The organism is Paenibacillus agaridevorans, assembly GCF_003112455.1.
GTDB classification, from domain to species: Bacteria; Bacillota; Bacilli; order Paenibacillales; family Paenibacillaceae; genus Pristimantibacillus; species Pristimantibacillus agaridevorans.
Map to the genome: position 1 here is coordinate 1 of NZ_BDQX01000069.1, position 15025 is coordinate 15025.

Below are 15025 nucleotides of genomic sequence, written 5' to 3' on the forward strand. Positions count from 1 at the left end.
TCGGCGGGCGTTCTCCATCGGGAGCACCCCCGCCAATCGATGGGGGGGGAGCGGGCGAAATCGTATGAAGCGAGAAAATCGAAATGCGGTTTATGTGAGTCCCCGCGCATACCGCTTCCGGCATTCCGAAGGGGAATGCCTCTTGTATTGCCGGAACATTTGACTGAAATAATTGACGCTGCCGAAGCCGACGTTAAACGCGATTTCCGTGATCGGATCGGAGGAATGGATTAATAATTGCTCGGCGGCGTTGATTCGGAGCAAATTGACGTACTCCACGAACGTCTTGCCGGTTACCTTCTTAAAGGTTCTGCAAAAGTGGTATTCGCTCAAATTGACGATGCCGGCCGCTTGCTGTACGGTGAGCTTCTCCGGATAATGCCGCTCCACAAACGCGATAAGCTCTTTGAATCTATCGGTTAAATCCGCGCCTACCGTATCTGCGGAACCGGTTGGTCCATGCAGATGGCGATGGCGGGATAAATGTACAAGCAGCAGATGCAGCATGGACAGAATCGCAACCTGATAGCCTATAGCCTGCTGCTCGTATTCGGCGATCATCTGCTTGACAATACCGGTGATGAGAGAATTAAACGCATCTGTTGCCGGCAGAAGGATGGGAGAAAAAAGTTTTCCGGAAGCATAAGGATTTGTGATTTGCACTTGACTTGCGCTCGCCATCCGGCTTTCGACTAGCACGGAATGAAAGACCAACGCGTAATATTCCACCTGATGTTCGTCATCCGCAAACCCCGTATGGATCATTCCCTTGTTCACGAACATCAAATCGCCAGGTTTCGGCTTAACCATCTCGGAGCCGATATAGAAGGTCGCGTTTCCCCTTATAAAATAGATGAGTTCCAAGTCATCATGCCAATGCAGGTGCAGCACTTCCTTGCCGGGCGGAATGATGTGGAAGACGTCAAACGGAAAGTCCAGATCGCGATGCGGGACGTCTTGCTTGATTTGATAAGGATTTGTCATGCCGCAGTCCCTCCGAAAAGCAATATCCCTTAACTTTACAGCAATATCAGCTAGAGAACTCTTAATAGGAAGCAGCTATAATTATAGACTATCAACCGCTGGAATGAAAGTAATGAAAGCGATATCCAAAACAAGAACAGCCAAACAACGGTTACGGGAGGATTATCGAATGGGATTTGAAATGGAGCAGACAACAGGGGATTCAAGCTGGTATACGCATGATCGTTTCGGCATGTTCATTCATTGGGGCTTGTACTCGCTGGGCGCCAGGCACGAGTGGATGAAGGGCCGGGAATTTATGACGAATGAGCAGTACAACAAATATTTCAAACGCTTTGATCCGGATTTGTACGATCCCGAGCTATGGGCTACTCTTGCCTCGGACGCCGGCATGAAATACTTCGTAGTCACCGCGAAGCATCATGAAGGCTTTTGCTTATGGGATTCGGCTCTGACTGATTACAAAGCGACCAACACGCCGGCAGGCCGAGACCTGCTGACGCCGATGATAGAAGCATTCAAGTCAAAGAACATCAGGCCGGGACTGTATTACTCCCTGTTGGATTGGCATCATCGGCATTATACGCTCGATGTCAAACATCCGCTTCGATACAATAAAGAGTTTCTGGAAGATCAGAAGCATCGCGAATGGCAGCAGTATGTCGACTACATGCATGGGCAGACAAGGGAGCTGCTGACTAAATTCGGCAAGATCGATTTGATGTTTTTCGATTTCTCTATCCCGCCTGAAGAAGGCTTCCCTGGCAAAGGCAAGGAAGAGTGGCAAAGCGAGAAGCTTGTGGAGCTTATTCGCGAGCTGCAGCCGCATATTTTGCTGAATGATCGCCTGCAGGTGAAAGGGGACATCACGACGCCGGAGCAATATCAACCGCGCGAGTGGATTCAAATGAACGGCAAGCGCGTTGTCTGGGAGGCGTGTCATACCTTCAGCGGCTCATGGGGGTATTACCGCGACGAAGAAACGTGGAAGAGCGTCGACACCCTTGTGAAAATGTTAATAGACATGGTAAGCAAGGGAGGCAATCTGCTTCTTAATGTCGGACCGACAGGTCGAGGTGAATTCGATGAACGTGCCATCGATCGTTTGAAGGGCATTGGCGAATGGATGAAACGCCACAGCAGGTCGATTTATGGCTGTACGGCCGCGCCGGAGGAGCTTCAATGTCCGGAAGATTGCCGTTTTACCTACAATCCGGAGAACAACCGTCTTTATCTGCACGTTTACAGCTGGCCTTTCAAGCATATTCATCTGCGAGGTTTGACGGGCATGGTGGAATATGCGCAACTGCTGAACGATGCTTCGGAAATTAGAATGAAGCAAGGCGAAGAGGAAATGACGATGGAAGCGGGCGCTTTCAACGAGGGAAGGCCGCGCGATATCTTGACGCTGCTGCTGCCGGTCAAGAAGCCGAACGTAACCGTCCCTGTCATCGAGCTTTTCTTGAAAAGCCGATAGTAACCTTTCTTAGCAACCTACACTCAACAGAGTGGAGGTTGCTTTTGTTTTTTAAAAGATATGGCTCATGGTTTGCTCGTCCAGTGGACGCAATATGATTATAGATTTCGGCGGTCTAGCCGCTGCGTAGACGTGGATGGCATCGGCCGTTTCACCTTCGTGAAAAACCCCTATAAACACGGTTGAATTAGCCTATAAACGAAGTCTTGAAACCGTGTAAAGTGGTCTTCAAACAAACAGAAGCGTTCTCTTTCACGCAGTGATAGATGTCACGAAATTAGAAGTAAAGGAGCTGTAGAGACATGAGATTGCGATTTAATCAGGAATCGCCGGATTATGAGAACCCGGACGTTTTGCAGATCCATGCCGAGCTGGCGGATGCGCGGGGCATTCCTTATCAAGACAGGGAGACGGCGCTGGCTGCAGCCGCAACCTGTGACAAGAACGCCTCCTCCTACGTCCAAATGCCGACACTGGCGGATTATTTGATCCCCGCAGAGCCGGTATCGTTCACGATTCGATTGAAGCCGATCGTTGCGGGTCCGGAGCGGGACGACGGTGCTGGGCTGCGATTGCCGGAGCTGGGCGCAACCTATACGATTGCACGGTGTTAGATAGGCGCAAGAGGCTATCATTCTATCTTGGAAAAGGAGGCATTTCATTGAATTCAACGCAGGAGGATCGTTCACAGACGATGGATCCTTTCGCGGAAATCGCGCTTCGCGAGCATCCGCTAGCAAAGGAAGGCATGACCGAAATCCGGCCGCGCGAATGGACGAAAAGGTTGTTCAGGAAAGGGGAGACGGCAGCCGAGCGTTTGATCGAGCCAAGCTTCGAGGATCGGCTGAGCCGATTCGGGCAGGAATTGGCCGAGCTTCGCGAGCGATATCGCCCCTATCTGAGGCAGCTATCGCCGTCACCCGCCTATTCCCGCCCCAGCCGGAAGCTGACCCGCTTCGATTTCCGCTACGAGGAGGGAGGAAGCGGGGAATTCGCCCGGGTGCTGCGAGGCGAAGGCGAATGGGAGCATGTCTCGATCCCCGACTTCCGCGGACCGACGAAGGAGGAGGGCCGGTGGACCGGCTATTATCGGACGACATTCGGCTATCCGAAGCCGCAAGCAGGAAGGAAAACGTTTCTTGTGTTTAAAGCTGTCGACTATGAAGCGGCCGTTTACGTGAACGGCAAATGCGTTGGCATGCACGAAGGTTTGTTTGCGCCTTTCGAGTTCGACATCACTTCTTTGCTTGAAGAGACCAATGTGCTCGTTGTCGAAGTGAAAAACGATTATCCGATGATGGGCGTTGGCGGCACTCGGCTCGATGGTGACAAGATGTACGCCGCCACGGGTCCGGGCTGGGACGAACCGGTGTACGGCTGGCATCATTGCCCGCCCGGCGCGGGCATTTATAACCAGGTGATCCTGGAGGAACGGGCGGAACTATTCGTAGACGACATCTTTATTAGGACCAATCCGGAGGAAGGTTCGTTTGAGGCGTGGATCGACGTCATGAACATGACGGCAGGTCTTATCGAAGGAGCCGAGCTGACGGTCGACGTTTATGCGGACAATTTCGAGGGAGAAGGGCTCTCCGGCATTCGCTTCCCGATTGCTTACGCGGGTCCGGGCATGAATAATTACCGGTATAAAATCGCCTTCCCGGCATTCCGCAGCTGGGAACCGGACGCGCCGCGCTTATACAGGCTTAGAGCGAGTCTGGACCGCGAAGGGGAGCTGCAGGATGCCAAAGACCGTTGCTTCGGCATGCGATCTTTCCGGATGGACGAAGCGGCGACGCCGAAAGGGACGCTGTATTTGAACGGCCGGCCGATTCTGCTGCGGGGCGCAAACGAGATGGGGCATCTCCAGCAATGCGTCATGCAAGGTGACGAAGAGCAGCTTATCGACGATATTTTGATCGCGAAGCTGGCCAATCTGAACTTTTATCGGATTACGCAGCGGCCGGTGCAAGAAGAAATTTACGATTACATGGACCGTCTCGGCATGATGAACCAATGCGATTTGCCGGCGTTCGGCTATATCCGTCGAAACAAGTTCTGCGAGGCAGTGAGGCAATCTGCAGAGATGGAGCGGCTCGTACGCAGCCATCCGAGCGTCATTATGGTATCGCTGATCAACGAGCCATCCCGTCCCGCCAAGCGGGGCAAAGGACATCGGCATCTGTACCGTGACGAAATGGAAGCGTTCTTCGCATCGGCAAGGCATGCCATCTATATCGAGAATCCGGACCGCGTCGTGAAAAACGCCGACGGCGATTATGATCCGCCGACGGAAACGGGACTGTCCGATTATCACTGCTATACGATGTGGTATACGAATCATATGATCTCGTTCGGAGAGCTCTATAAGGGCGGGCTTCCGCCGCTACAGAAGGACTGGAAGACCGGATGCGGGGAATACGGCTCGGAGGCGCTGGATCATCTTGCCCTCATGCACAAGCGCTATCCGATGGAATGGCTGCCGGAGAATCCGGACGACCCTTGGATGCCGGATGCGATCGTCGATAGTCAGACGTATTCGCATCATGGCGATTGGTATCCGGAAGCCGACCGCATCGGAGACTGGATCAAGCGGAGCCAGCGATACCAGTCATTCGTCACAAAGCTGATGACCGATGCGATCCGCCGGCGCGCCGATCTGATCGTGCAGTCCGCCATCCATCTGCTCATCGACGCTTGGCCGTCGGGCTGGATGAAATCGCTTGTCGGAGCCGACCGGGTGCCGAAGCCGGCCTACTTTGCATACAAAGACAGTTTGGAACCGCTGCGCGTACATTGGCGGAGCGACCGATGGCGCGCGTATGCAGGCGAACTCCTCGAACTGGAAGCTTGGCTGCTTAATGATACGCCCGATGATTATCAAGGCTTGAAGCTAGTCGCGACGCTTCGGAACGAGACCGAGGATTATGCATCCTTCGAGCTTGAAGCAGACATCGGCAGCGCCAATTCCGCCTATGTCGGCTCCGTGCCGTTTGTCATGCCGGAGGTCGATAGACGCCGCACGCTTCAAGCGGACCTTTCCGTCTATAATCTTGCAGGAGAACTCGTCAACAGCGAGAGGTTCGACATCGAGGTATTCCCGAACAACGTTACGCCCGTAGATGGCGAAACAACTGGCACGGTAAATGCGGCGGCGATCGGAACCGCAGCGGAAGCGCTGCTCGCCGCAATGGGCGTGCCTGGCCGGACTTATGAAGCCGGCCTCCCTTTCGACGTGATCTTCTTGTCTTCCGCCGAAGAGTTCCGTCTTCATGAAACCGAGATCGCGAGAAGGATCGAAGCGGGGGCAAAGGCGATCATCGTCCCGGACGAGGGAGGAGAAAGCGAATGGCGCATCGGAGATATCGCCGCGCGGCAGGAGAAGACGGGCAGCCTGTATACACTGGCCTTCGATGAAGCCGATAAGCGGCTCGAGCATTTCGGGGCTTCCGACTTCCAATTCTTCTACAACAAAACCTTGGACCGCATAGACGCTCTGACCGGATGCGGCTGGCACTCGGAGTCCATGTCGCCGCTTCTATATGCGTACGCGAAGCCGAAAGGTCGGACCCCGTCGGGCGGAGCGCGCAAACGCAGGGTGCCTGTCGTCGGCTCGGTCCGGTTCGGGCGCGGCGAGCTGATCTTTGTGGGACTTCGCCTCGAAGGACGGCTGGGCTGCAACCCGCCGCTTGACCTGCTCTTGCATGAGTTGATTGTCGGCTTGAGGCACGGAAGAGGAAACTTAACGATTCTTGAAGGAGGCGGAGGATTATGAAAGCCATTGAGATAAGTCCGTCATACGATGTGCCGTGGACGCTGGACACCGGTTATTGTCATGACGGGATTCCGTTGTCGAACGGCGTGTTCGGAGCTCTGATCTGGTTCCAGGACCAGACCGTTATGCTGACGATTAATCGGGCCGATTATTGGGATCATCGCGGAGGAACGATCTGGCGGGACGAATGTACGTACGGCCATTTGAAATCGCTGCTGGAGAGCGGCGATTTCCAAGGCGCGCGGGAGCTCTTTCCGACTACGCTAATAAACGGCAAGGAGAAACGACCGACGCGGCTGGCGATGGGACGGTTCGAAGCGAGGCTGAAGCCGGATGTGCGATTGGTTTCGGCTAACCTGCATATGAACGAAGGTGAAGCCCGGCTGGTTTGCCGTCGTGGCGAACGCGAGCATGTTATCGATCTTGCCGTTGTGATCGATAAGCCGATGCTGCTGCTCTCGGGCGGCGAAGAGCTGTTTGAAAGCATAACACCTGTGTCGTCATATTCCTTCGAGAAGACGAAGGCGTACTTCGACGACTTCGGGATTCCGGCCCCTGCGGCACAGGAAGATGGGTGGGTGCAGGCGCTGCCGGAGGATCCGGCATGCGCCGTAAGGATGAGGCAACGCGGGGGGACGCTCGCGATCGCCGCGGAATACGGTGCTGATCCGGAGCAGGCTAGACAAGCAGCGAGCGCGTTGCTGGATTCGGTTTCCCCCTCTGACGGAGGGTATGCCGCCGCAACAAGCGAAACCAGAGAGCGCTGGCGGGCATTATGGCGTCGGGCGGCCGATATCTCCTTGCCTGACGATGAGATAGAAAGGATGTATTACTTGGGCATCTACCGGATGTTAGGCAATTCCATGCCGGGCAGGATCGCGCCGACGCTGCAAGGCCCTTGGGCGGAGGAATACCGGAATCCGCCATGGAGCTGCGACTATCACTTCAATATTAACGTCCAACAGTGCTTATGGCCGGCATACGGTTCCAACTTGCTGGACAGCCTGAAGCCGCTGTTCTCCATGATCGATGGCTGGAAGCCGACGCTGGCGCTGAACGCCAAACGTTTCGTCGGCATCGATGACGGATATATGCTTGGTCATTCGGTAGACGACCGCGGCCGTCCGGTCGGAGGCATGTGGACAGGAACGATCGATCAGGCGAACACCTCGTGGGTCGCCCAGATGATGTGGCAATATGCCAAGTATGCCGGAGACGAGGCATACTTGCTGGACGAAGTGTATCCGTTTATGTGCAAGGCTCTTCGCGTATTCGGGGAAATGATGGAGAAGGATGGAGATAGCTATTCGCTGCCGGTCACCGTTTCGCCGGAATTCGGCGGCTCGTCGCAAGCCGGACTCGGCCGGAATTCGACCTTCTTTCTCGTCAATGTCCACTTTTTATGCGAAAAGCTGTTGGAGCTCGACGAAAAGTACGGCATCGATCCGGATGATGCGGCCATGGCAGCCGACATCCGCGAGAAGCTTCCGCCCTATACGGCCGGACCGCGGCAATTCCAAGAGTTCGGCACGAAGCCCGGGCTCGAGCTGTATCTGTGGGAAGGACAGCCGCTTTCCGAATCGCATCGCCATCATTCTCATTTGGCCGGCATCTTTCCCTTCGATACGATTCAAATGGACGATCCCGCGCAGAAAGAAGCCGTCTCGAACGCATATAAGTCATGGATCGACAAAGGCATGGGGCGATGGGCCGGCTGGTCAATGCCTTGGGCTTCGATCTTGCACAACCGAATGGGCCGTGCGGATATGGCGCTGCTATCTCTACACCTGCTGAGGGAGGTGTTCATGATGCCGAGCTATGCGACCAGGCATAACGCCAATTATGAAGGCTTCTGCCAGTTTACCGGGGGCGACACCATGCAGGCAGAAGCTTCGATCGCGGCGGCGGCGGCGGCGCTGGAAATGTACGTGCAATGCGTCAGAGGAACCGTCAAGGTGTTCACGGGGCTGTCCCGGCGCTTCAAAGACGCCTCGTTCGCGGGCATTCGGGCTGAGGGAGCGTTTCTGCTGTCGGGAAGCAAAGCAGGCGGAAAGGTACAGCAAGTGACCGTTTACAGCGAACGCGATGAAACGATCCGTCTCGTCAATCCTTTCGGAGGAAGGGCGTTGATCCGGAAGGACGAGGCTGTTGTCGAGACGGATAAGGCGATCATTAGCCTTAAGCTTCGTTCGGGGGAATGCGTCACGCTAGAGCCAGGAGTCCAGTTGGTCATGCAATCTTCATAACGGAGCACACAAGATAAACATAGCGGGAGGAACTGGATTTGAGCAACCAGGTATCGATTACAAATCTAAGAGTGGAATATAGGAGCAATCCAATCGGCATTGATGTAGAGGCGCCGCGTTTCAGTTGGATGATGAAGTCCGCCGAACGTGGACAGAAGCAGACGGCCTATCAGATTCTAGTTGCATCCATGCCGGAGAAATTGGCAGCAGACACTGCGGATTTGTGGAACAGCGGTAAAGTCGAGTCCAATGAATCGGCAGCGATCGCCTACAAGGGCAAGACTTTGCAGCCATCGACCCGCTATTACTGGACGATTATCGTATGGGATCGGAATGGTCAAATGGTTGAAGTAAACGAAGAGGCCTATTTTGAAACCGGATTAAGATCAACAGACGGGATAACGGGCTGGGATGGTGCCAAGTGGATCGCGATGGACGGTAAGTTGCCTAAAAGCTCCGGGGCGCCGATGTTTAGAAAAGAAACGAAGCTGAACGGGGCGATCAAGCGAGCCAGACTGTATATTTCGGCATTGGGCGTATACGACGCCTATATCAACGGGCATAAGCTTGGGATTGTCAGAGAAGATGGCGGCTGCATCTACGAACTCATGCCTCCGGGATGGACGAACTTCGATCAAACCATTAACTACATGACGTATGATGTTACCTCCTTCTTAAAAGGTGATGTAGCAGCTCTAGCAATTACGTTAGGAAACGGGTGGTGGAATGGCCGTATTTCCAAAGCGCCAGCCCCCGATATACAAACGGTATATTATAACGATGAACGGAATGAACTGGGGTTATTATGCAAGCTGTTGATCACCTATGAAGATCATACGACGCAAGCGATTGTGACGGATATCGATTCCGGCTGGAAGGCGACCGATACGGGACCGGTAAGAGCCGACGATATTTATGACGGCGAGTCGTATGATGCCACGATGGAACAGGAAGGCTGGTCAGAAGCCGGTTTTGATGATACACAGTGGCGTGAGGTCAAGCAGCATGATTATAGAAGAATTTTCCCGGATGTTAACGTGACATCGTATCATGGCCATACCGTGCAGATTATGGATGGTTTGGACCGCGTCCCTCAAGGAATCACCGTCTATACCGACGTTGTCAATAATGAAGATAGCGCAATCGGCAGAGGAGAAGTCAAAGTCGACCATGCAAGAAGCGTTTATGACTTAGAGGCTGCCAAACGATGTGCTGTTACGATTTCTTCGGGTGAGACGGCGATCTATGATTTGGGACAAAACATGGTCGGCATTCCGAGGATTACGGTCCAAGGCCGGAAAGGGACTCGAATCAGACTTCGTTATGCAGAAATACTGAATGATGACAGCAATGGCGCAGACGGTCCGGTTGGCTCGATCTACACTGCGAATTTGCGGAATGCAAAAGCATCGGATGACTACACGTTAAAAGGATCTTCGATGGGGGAAACCTATCAACCAACCTTAACCTATCATGGGTTTAGATATGTTGAAGTCGCTATTGCCTGGGGCGAATCCGTGCTAATTAAGGGTTTGACGGGAAAGGTAGCGATGTCGGCCCTTCCGGAAACGGGAAGTATTGAAACATCACATCCCGATATTAATCAGCTTTATAGCAATATTATGTGGGGGCACCGAGGTAATTATTTGTGGATTCCAAGCGATTGTCCACAGAGAAACGAACGTGTAGGTTGGTCGGGAGATACGCAGTTATTTGCCAATACCGCTCTGTATAATATGGATGCAGCCCTCTTTCTCGAGAATTGGATGGATATGCTCGCAGAAAATCAAGCTGCGTATGGAAACGGCGCGTTTACATCGACGGCTCCGAGCGGAAGGTATGCGAACTTCAGAGGTTATGCCGGCAACGGCGGTTGGGCTGACGCGGGCATTGTCGTACCGTGGACCGTATGGCAAATGACCGGGGATATCACGATTATTAGCAAAAATTATGAGGCAATGAACCGTCATATGGATTGGATCTATGAACAGACAGGCGAAACGTATAGAGGGGCTGGAAGTATCGGGGACTGGTTGAACTTCCAAGGAACGGACCGTCAGCTCATGAGCGATGCTTATTATGCATTTGATGCCAAGCTGATGGCGAGCATGGCTGAAGTGATTGGGAATAAGGATGACGTGCGGAAATATGAAACATTGTTCGAAAAAATCAAACAAGTCTTTATCCAAAACTATATTCGCATCGATAAAGATGGAGCGTTAATGGTCCTGTCTTCGGGTGGTTTTTCGTCATTGGAATATGATGTCGACCCGGATCAAGTAGGCGTCGAGAACATTATTTGGGAAGACAATAGCCAAACTGCGCTGCTGTGGTGTTTGAAGTTAGGTTTATATGAAAACGAGGACCAAAAGCAGCAAATGATCGGCTTGCTTGCCGACAACATCCAAAATAGCGAGGCGTACAAAGCGGCACATCCAAACAGCTCAAGGGTTCATTATGCCGAGAACACACTGTCTGTCGGCTTCCTTGGCGTAAACGTGATCGCGCCCGTATTATCTGATGTGGGACTGACGGAACTTGCGTATAAATTGTTGCTGCAAGATGCCATGCCATCATGGTTATATTCGGTGAAAAACGGGGCAACAACGGTCTGGGAACGCTGGAATTCCTATTCGGCAGAAGACGGTTTTGGCGATATACGCATGAATTCATATAATCATTATTCTTATGGCTCGATAGCGGAATGGATGTATAAATATATGGTCGGCATTGCCGCGGATTCAACGCAACCAGGCTTCAAGAAAGTGATCCTGCAGCCTCATATCGACATAAACAAGAAGATTACTTGGGTCAAAGGATCGTATGATTCCGTCCGCGGGGTCATTCGAAGCGAATGGGAGCTCATCGGGGAACAATTCACATACTCCGTAACGATTCCCGCCAATACGACCGCCAAGCTTTTTCTGCCAGCGGATTGCGAACATCCTGTCTTGGAGGGCGGACGGACGATTCAGGAGGCAGAAGGGATCCAGTTCGTCGAATACATGAATAACAAAGCGATCTATGAGCTTGAATCCGGGAGCTATACGTTTACATCTGTTCTATTTGAAGATGCATCATTATGAACTGAAGGAGGACTAAATGAACCGATCCCATGCATGGTCTGTAAGAACAGCTGACTACATTTTGCAAAACGCCTCTCCGGAAGGATACCACCCTAACCTTGAAAATAGGTGGGCTTATGTCACCGGCATGACATTGATAGCATTTGAACGAGTATGGGAGCTGACCGGCGATTCGAAATACTTCGACTTTATTAAGCTGAATATGAGTCGGCACATTCACGCGGACGGCACGATTGAACGATACGTTCTGGAGGATTATAACCTCGATAATATTAACCAAGGCAAGCTGCTGTATCTGATGCTTCGGCAAACCGGCGATCCGTGCTTCGAGAAAGCGATCAACCTGCTGGCCGATCAATTAAAGGGGCAACCTCGGACGAGCGACGGAGGTTTCTGGCATAAGAAAAGATATCCTTTCCAGATGTGGCTGGACGGTCTGTATATGGCCTCGCCGTTTATGGCGGAATATGCGCTTGTCTTCGATCGGCCGGAGTGGTTCGATATGACGGCACATCAGCTGCTTACCATAGAGAGGCATACCCGCGACCTGAATTCCGGCTTGTTGTATCACGCCTGGGACGAAACCCGCGAGCAGGAGTGGGCCAACCCGTCGACGGGCAAGTCTCCTCACTTCTGGAGCCGGGCAATGGGCTGGTACGCAATGGCGCTTGCCGATTCGCTGGAATATTTCCCTCGCGATCATGCGATGCGCGGACAGCTCTGCGGCATTTTCGAACGAATGGCTGACGCGCTTGTGAAGGTGCAGGATAAGGAAAGCGGTCTTTGGTATCAAGTACTTGACCAAGGCGGACGGAAAGGCAATTATCTTGAAGCATCCAGTTCGGGGATGTTTATATATGCACTCGCCAAAGGAGTGCGACTTCATTACTTGACAAGAGGCTTTGCCTCGGCAGCTAAACGGGGATATGAGGGAATGTTGGACCGCCTGATCGAGCTCGATGACGAAGGCGGCGTTCACTTGACGCAAATTTGCGCAGGCGCAGGACTTGGAGGCGATCCGTACAGAGACGGTTCCTATGAATATTACCTCAGCGAACCGGTTGTACAGGATGCGATGATGGGCGTTGCTCCGTTTATTCTCGCCAGCACGGAAATCGAACGGATGGACAATCCATCACGATCTTCTTAACGATCTCCTCGGCGTATTGCTCTAAATCCTCATCGTATGGAATCCAATCGAGTCCTCCGTTCGAATCCGACGTTTACCCGTCCAGCGACACCTGAACCGCCCTTTTTTCTAAATTCTTTTCCCCCTATAAACACGGTTCGATTGGCCTATAAATATAGTTCCAAAACCGTGTAAAGTGTAGTTAACCTAACTAATATGGAGGGCCTAATGGATCATCCGGAGAACCAAATTCGATATGTCGGCGGCACAACCGCCAACCTGGACTATCATCATGGACAGCTGCGCCCTGCGATTGGCGTGCGGAGCAGGCAAGTGTTCCGGGCAAACCGTTCGCATCCGGAGTTGTCGGACGGCAGCGGTTGGACCTACAACCATGCGCCAATGTTGGCCTACTGGAAAGGCTGCTTTTATTTGGAGTATCTTAGCTGCCCCGTTCACGAGCATGTGCCGCCAGGCCAGACGCTGTTGACGACATCGAAGGACGGCTGGCATTGGTCGACGCCCGTCGTCTTATTTCCTCCATACCAGCTGGAACATGAGCATCATTATCCGGACGGCGAGATCCTTCCGGAGGGGACTTATAGCGTTATGCATCAACGAATGGGCTTTTACGCCGCTTCGAACGGCCGACTGCTCGCGTTGGCGTTTTACGGATTTTGTCCGCTGCCAAGCGTTAATCCGAACAACGGAAAAGGCATTGGACGCGTCGTGCGAGAGATCGGAGAGGACGGCAGCTTCGGCCCGATCTATTTTGTAAGGCTGAACGGTCATTCCGGTTGGTACGAGAAAAACGTGAAGTATCCCTTCTATACGGAGTCCGGAGAAGAAGGCTTCCGCGAAGCCTGCGATGAGCTGCTTGCGGACCGCATAGCCACGCTTCAATGGTGGGAAGAGGATCGCAGCCGAGACGGCTTCTACGCGGTGGAGGGGGGAACGGCCTTCAACTCTTACCGGCTGCCTGACGGACGGATCGCAGGGTTATGGAAGCATTCGCTTCATGCGGTAACGGAGGACGAAGGACGCACCTGGTCCAAGCAAACGCGCTCGCCTTCCCTTATTATGGCAGGCGGCAAAGTGTGGGGGGAACGCGCCTCGGATTCCAAATACGCGCTTCTATATAACCCTTCGCCGATCGGCAATCACAGATGGCCACTTGCGGTCGTGACGGGCGATGACGGGTTTGCTTTTGACGATATGCTTGTCGTTAACGGGGAAGTGCCGCCGAGGCGCTATTTCGGATTTCATAAAAATTACGGCAACAGCTATGTCCGCGGCATCGAGGCGGGAGATCCGCCAAGCGGCAGCATGTGGGTAACCTACAGCGCGAACAAGGAGGATATATGGGTCAGCGAAATACCGGTGCCGATTGGGTTCCGGGTTAGCGGGCCTGTCAACGATACGTTCGACAAACTGTCCCCAGAAGATCGGGTGCCGGACTGGAACGTGTACAGTCCGCAATGGGCGAGCGTCTCCGTCGCGGCGTTTCCATCCGGGCGCGACAGGAGCCTGGAGCTGAACGACGCGGATCCCTGCGATTACGCGAAGGCGGAGCGCGTGTTCGAGGAATGCGCCGCAGGCGAACTTCGAATCCGGATCTTGGCGAAGCAGGCGAATGACGGACAGCTGTATATCGAGTTGTGCGATGCCAAGAGCGCAGCGCCTATACGGATTCGGTTTCATTCGGACGGGGCGCTGCAAGTGCTGCAAGCCGGTACCTGGAAGGAGCTGCTGCGTTATGAGCCGGACCGGTGGTACGAGCTGATCGTCCGCTTCGATACGGAAAGGCAATGGTTTGAAGTCGAGGTAGACGGCGAGCCGGCTCCGAAGGCTTACCCGTTCTCCATGCCGGCTTACACTCTCGAAAGGCTCGTGCTGCGCACCGGACCGATGCGCAGGGAGCCGCATGTGGAAACGCCGCTTGTAACCGCGGATTTGCCGGAAGCGGACGAACCGGCGAAGGCCGTTTCTTACTATATAAACCAAGTTAACATCCATACGATTTAAGGAGGCACGAACAAGTGAAAGCGACCAAATTAGCATGTAACGAAGCATTGCCCTTCGACATGCCCGAAGTGGAATTGCCCGTATTTCCGGACTGCACGTTTAACATTGCCGATTTCGGCGCGATCGGAGACGGATTAAGCGACAATACGGAGGCGTTCGCTTCAGCGATAGAAGGATGCGCCTCGCAGGGCGGAGGAACGGTCCTTATTCCAGCAGGTCTATGGCTGACCGGACCGATTCGACTGCAAAGCGGCATACGGCTGCATGCCGAGGCGGGCGCCCTCGTCATGTTCAGCGCGAACC

At 53.4% G+C, this 15025-nt stretch carries 9 protein-coding genes; 8 read left to right on the top strand and 1 reads right to left on the bottom strand.

Annotated features, from left to right (window positions below):
• Window positions 1-90 precede the first annotated feature (90 nt).
• The gene (locus PAT3040_RS07470; protein ID WP_108992105.1) at window positions 91-984 is read right to left on the bottom strand and encodes an AraC family transcriptional regulator; all 894 of its coding nucleotides are present in this window, start codon (window positions 982-984) and stop codon (window positions 91-93) included.
• A 112-nt stretch (window positions 985-1096) separates the two neighbouring features.
• On the opposite strand from PAT3040_RS07470, the gene PAT3040_RS07475 reads away from it, so the two are divergent.
• The 8 genes from PAT3040_RS07475 to PAT3040_RS38480 all read left to right on the top strand — a co-directional run.
• A complete protein-coding gene (locus PAT3040_RS07475) occupies window positions 1097-2461 on the top strand; it encodes an alpha-L-fucosidase (RefSeq protein WP_108992106.1) in 1365 nt (454 codons plus the stop codon).
• Window positions 2462-2763: 302 nt separating this feature from the next.
• On the top strand, window positions 2764-3075 hold the full coding sequence (locus tag PAT3040_RS07480; protein ID WP_108992107.1) for a hypothetical protein: 312 nt from the start codon (window positions 2764-2766) through the stop codon (window positions 3073-3075).
• Window positions 3076-3122: 47 nt separating this feature from the next.
• A complete protein-coding gene (locus tag PAT3040_RS07485; RefSeq protein ID WP_181376487.1) occupies window positions 3123-6236 on the top strand; it encodes a glycoside hydrolase family 2 protein in 3114 nt (1037 codons plus the stop codon).
• Window positions 6233-8482 carry a glycosyl hydrolase family 95 catalytic domain-containing protein gene (locus PAT3040_RS07490; protein ID WP_108992108.1) on the top strand — a complete coding sequence of 750 codons (2250 nt, stop codon included), beginning with the start codon at window positions 6233-6235 and terminating at the stop codon, window positions 8480-8482. Before PAT3040_RS07485 ends, PAT3040_RS07490 begins: the two co-directional genes overlap by 4 nt.
• A 38-nt stretch (window positions 8483-8520) precedes the next feature.
• Complete coding sequence (locus PAT3040_RS07495) at window positions 8521-11568, top strand: alpha-L-rhamnosidase (protein WP_108992109.1); 3048 nt, start codon at window positions 8521-8523, stop codon at window positions 11566-11568.
• A 16-nt stretch (window positions 11569-11584) separates the two neighbouring features.
• Complete coding sequence (locus tag PAT3040_RS07500) at window positions 11585-12718, top strand: glycoside hydrolase family 88/105 protein (protein WP_108992110.1); 1134 nt, start codon at window positions 11585-11587, stop codon at window positions 12716-12718.
• 207 nt (window positions 12719-12925) lie between these two features.
• Window positions 12926-14722, top strand: coding sequence for a sialidase family protein (locus tag PAT3040_RS07505; RefSeq protein ID WP_108992111.1), 1797 nt, complete (start codon window positions 12926-12928; stop codon window positions 14720-14722).
• A 14-nt stretch (window positions 14723-14736) separates the two neighbouring features.
• A partial coding sequence (locus tag PAT3040_RS38480; protein ID WP_305778770.1) for a glycosyl hydrolase family 28-related protein occupies window positions 14737-15025 on the top strand: 289 nt, incomplete at its 3' end.

What these genes read in the sequence shown, in the direction of transcription:
- PAT3040_RS07470 (WP_108992105.1), bottom strand. Translation starts at nt 984, where the DNA reads ATGACAAATCCTTATCAAATCAAGCAAGACGTCCCGCATCGCGATCTG.
- PAT3040_RS07505 (WP_108992111.1), top strand. Translation starts at nt 12,926, where the DNA reads ATGGATCATCCGGAGAACCAAATTCGATATGTCGGCGGCACAACCGCC.
- PAT3040_RS07475 (WP_108992106.1), top strand. Translation starts at nt 1,097, where the DNA reads ATGAAAGCGATATCCAAAACAAGAACAGCCAAACAACGGTTACGGGAG.
- PAT3040_RS07480 (WP_108992107.1), top strand. Translation starts at nt 2,764, where the DNA reads ATGAGATTGCGATTTAATCAGGAATCGCCGGATTATGAGAACCCGGAC.
- PAT3040_RS07490 (WP_108992108.1), top strand. Translation starts at nt 6,233, where the DNA reads ATGAAAGCCATTGAGATAAGTCCGTCATACGATGTGCCGTGGACGCTG.
- PAT3040_RS07500 (WP_108992110.1), top strand. Translation starts at nt 11,585, where the DNA reads ATGAACCGATCCCATGCATGGTCTGTAAGAACAGCTGACTACATTTTG.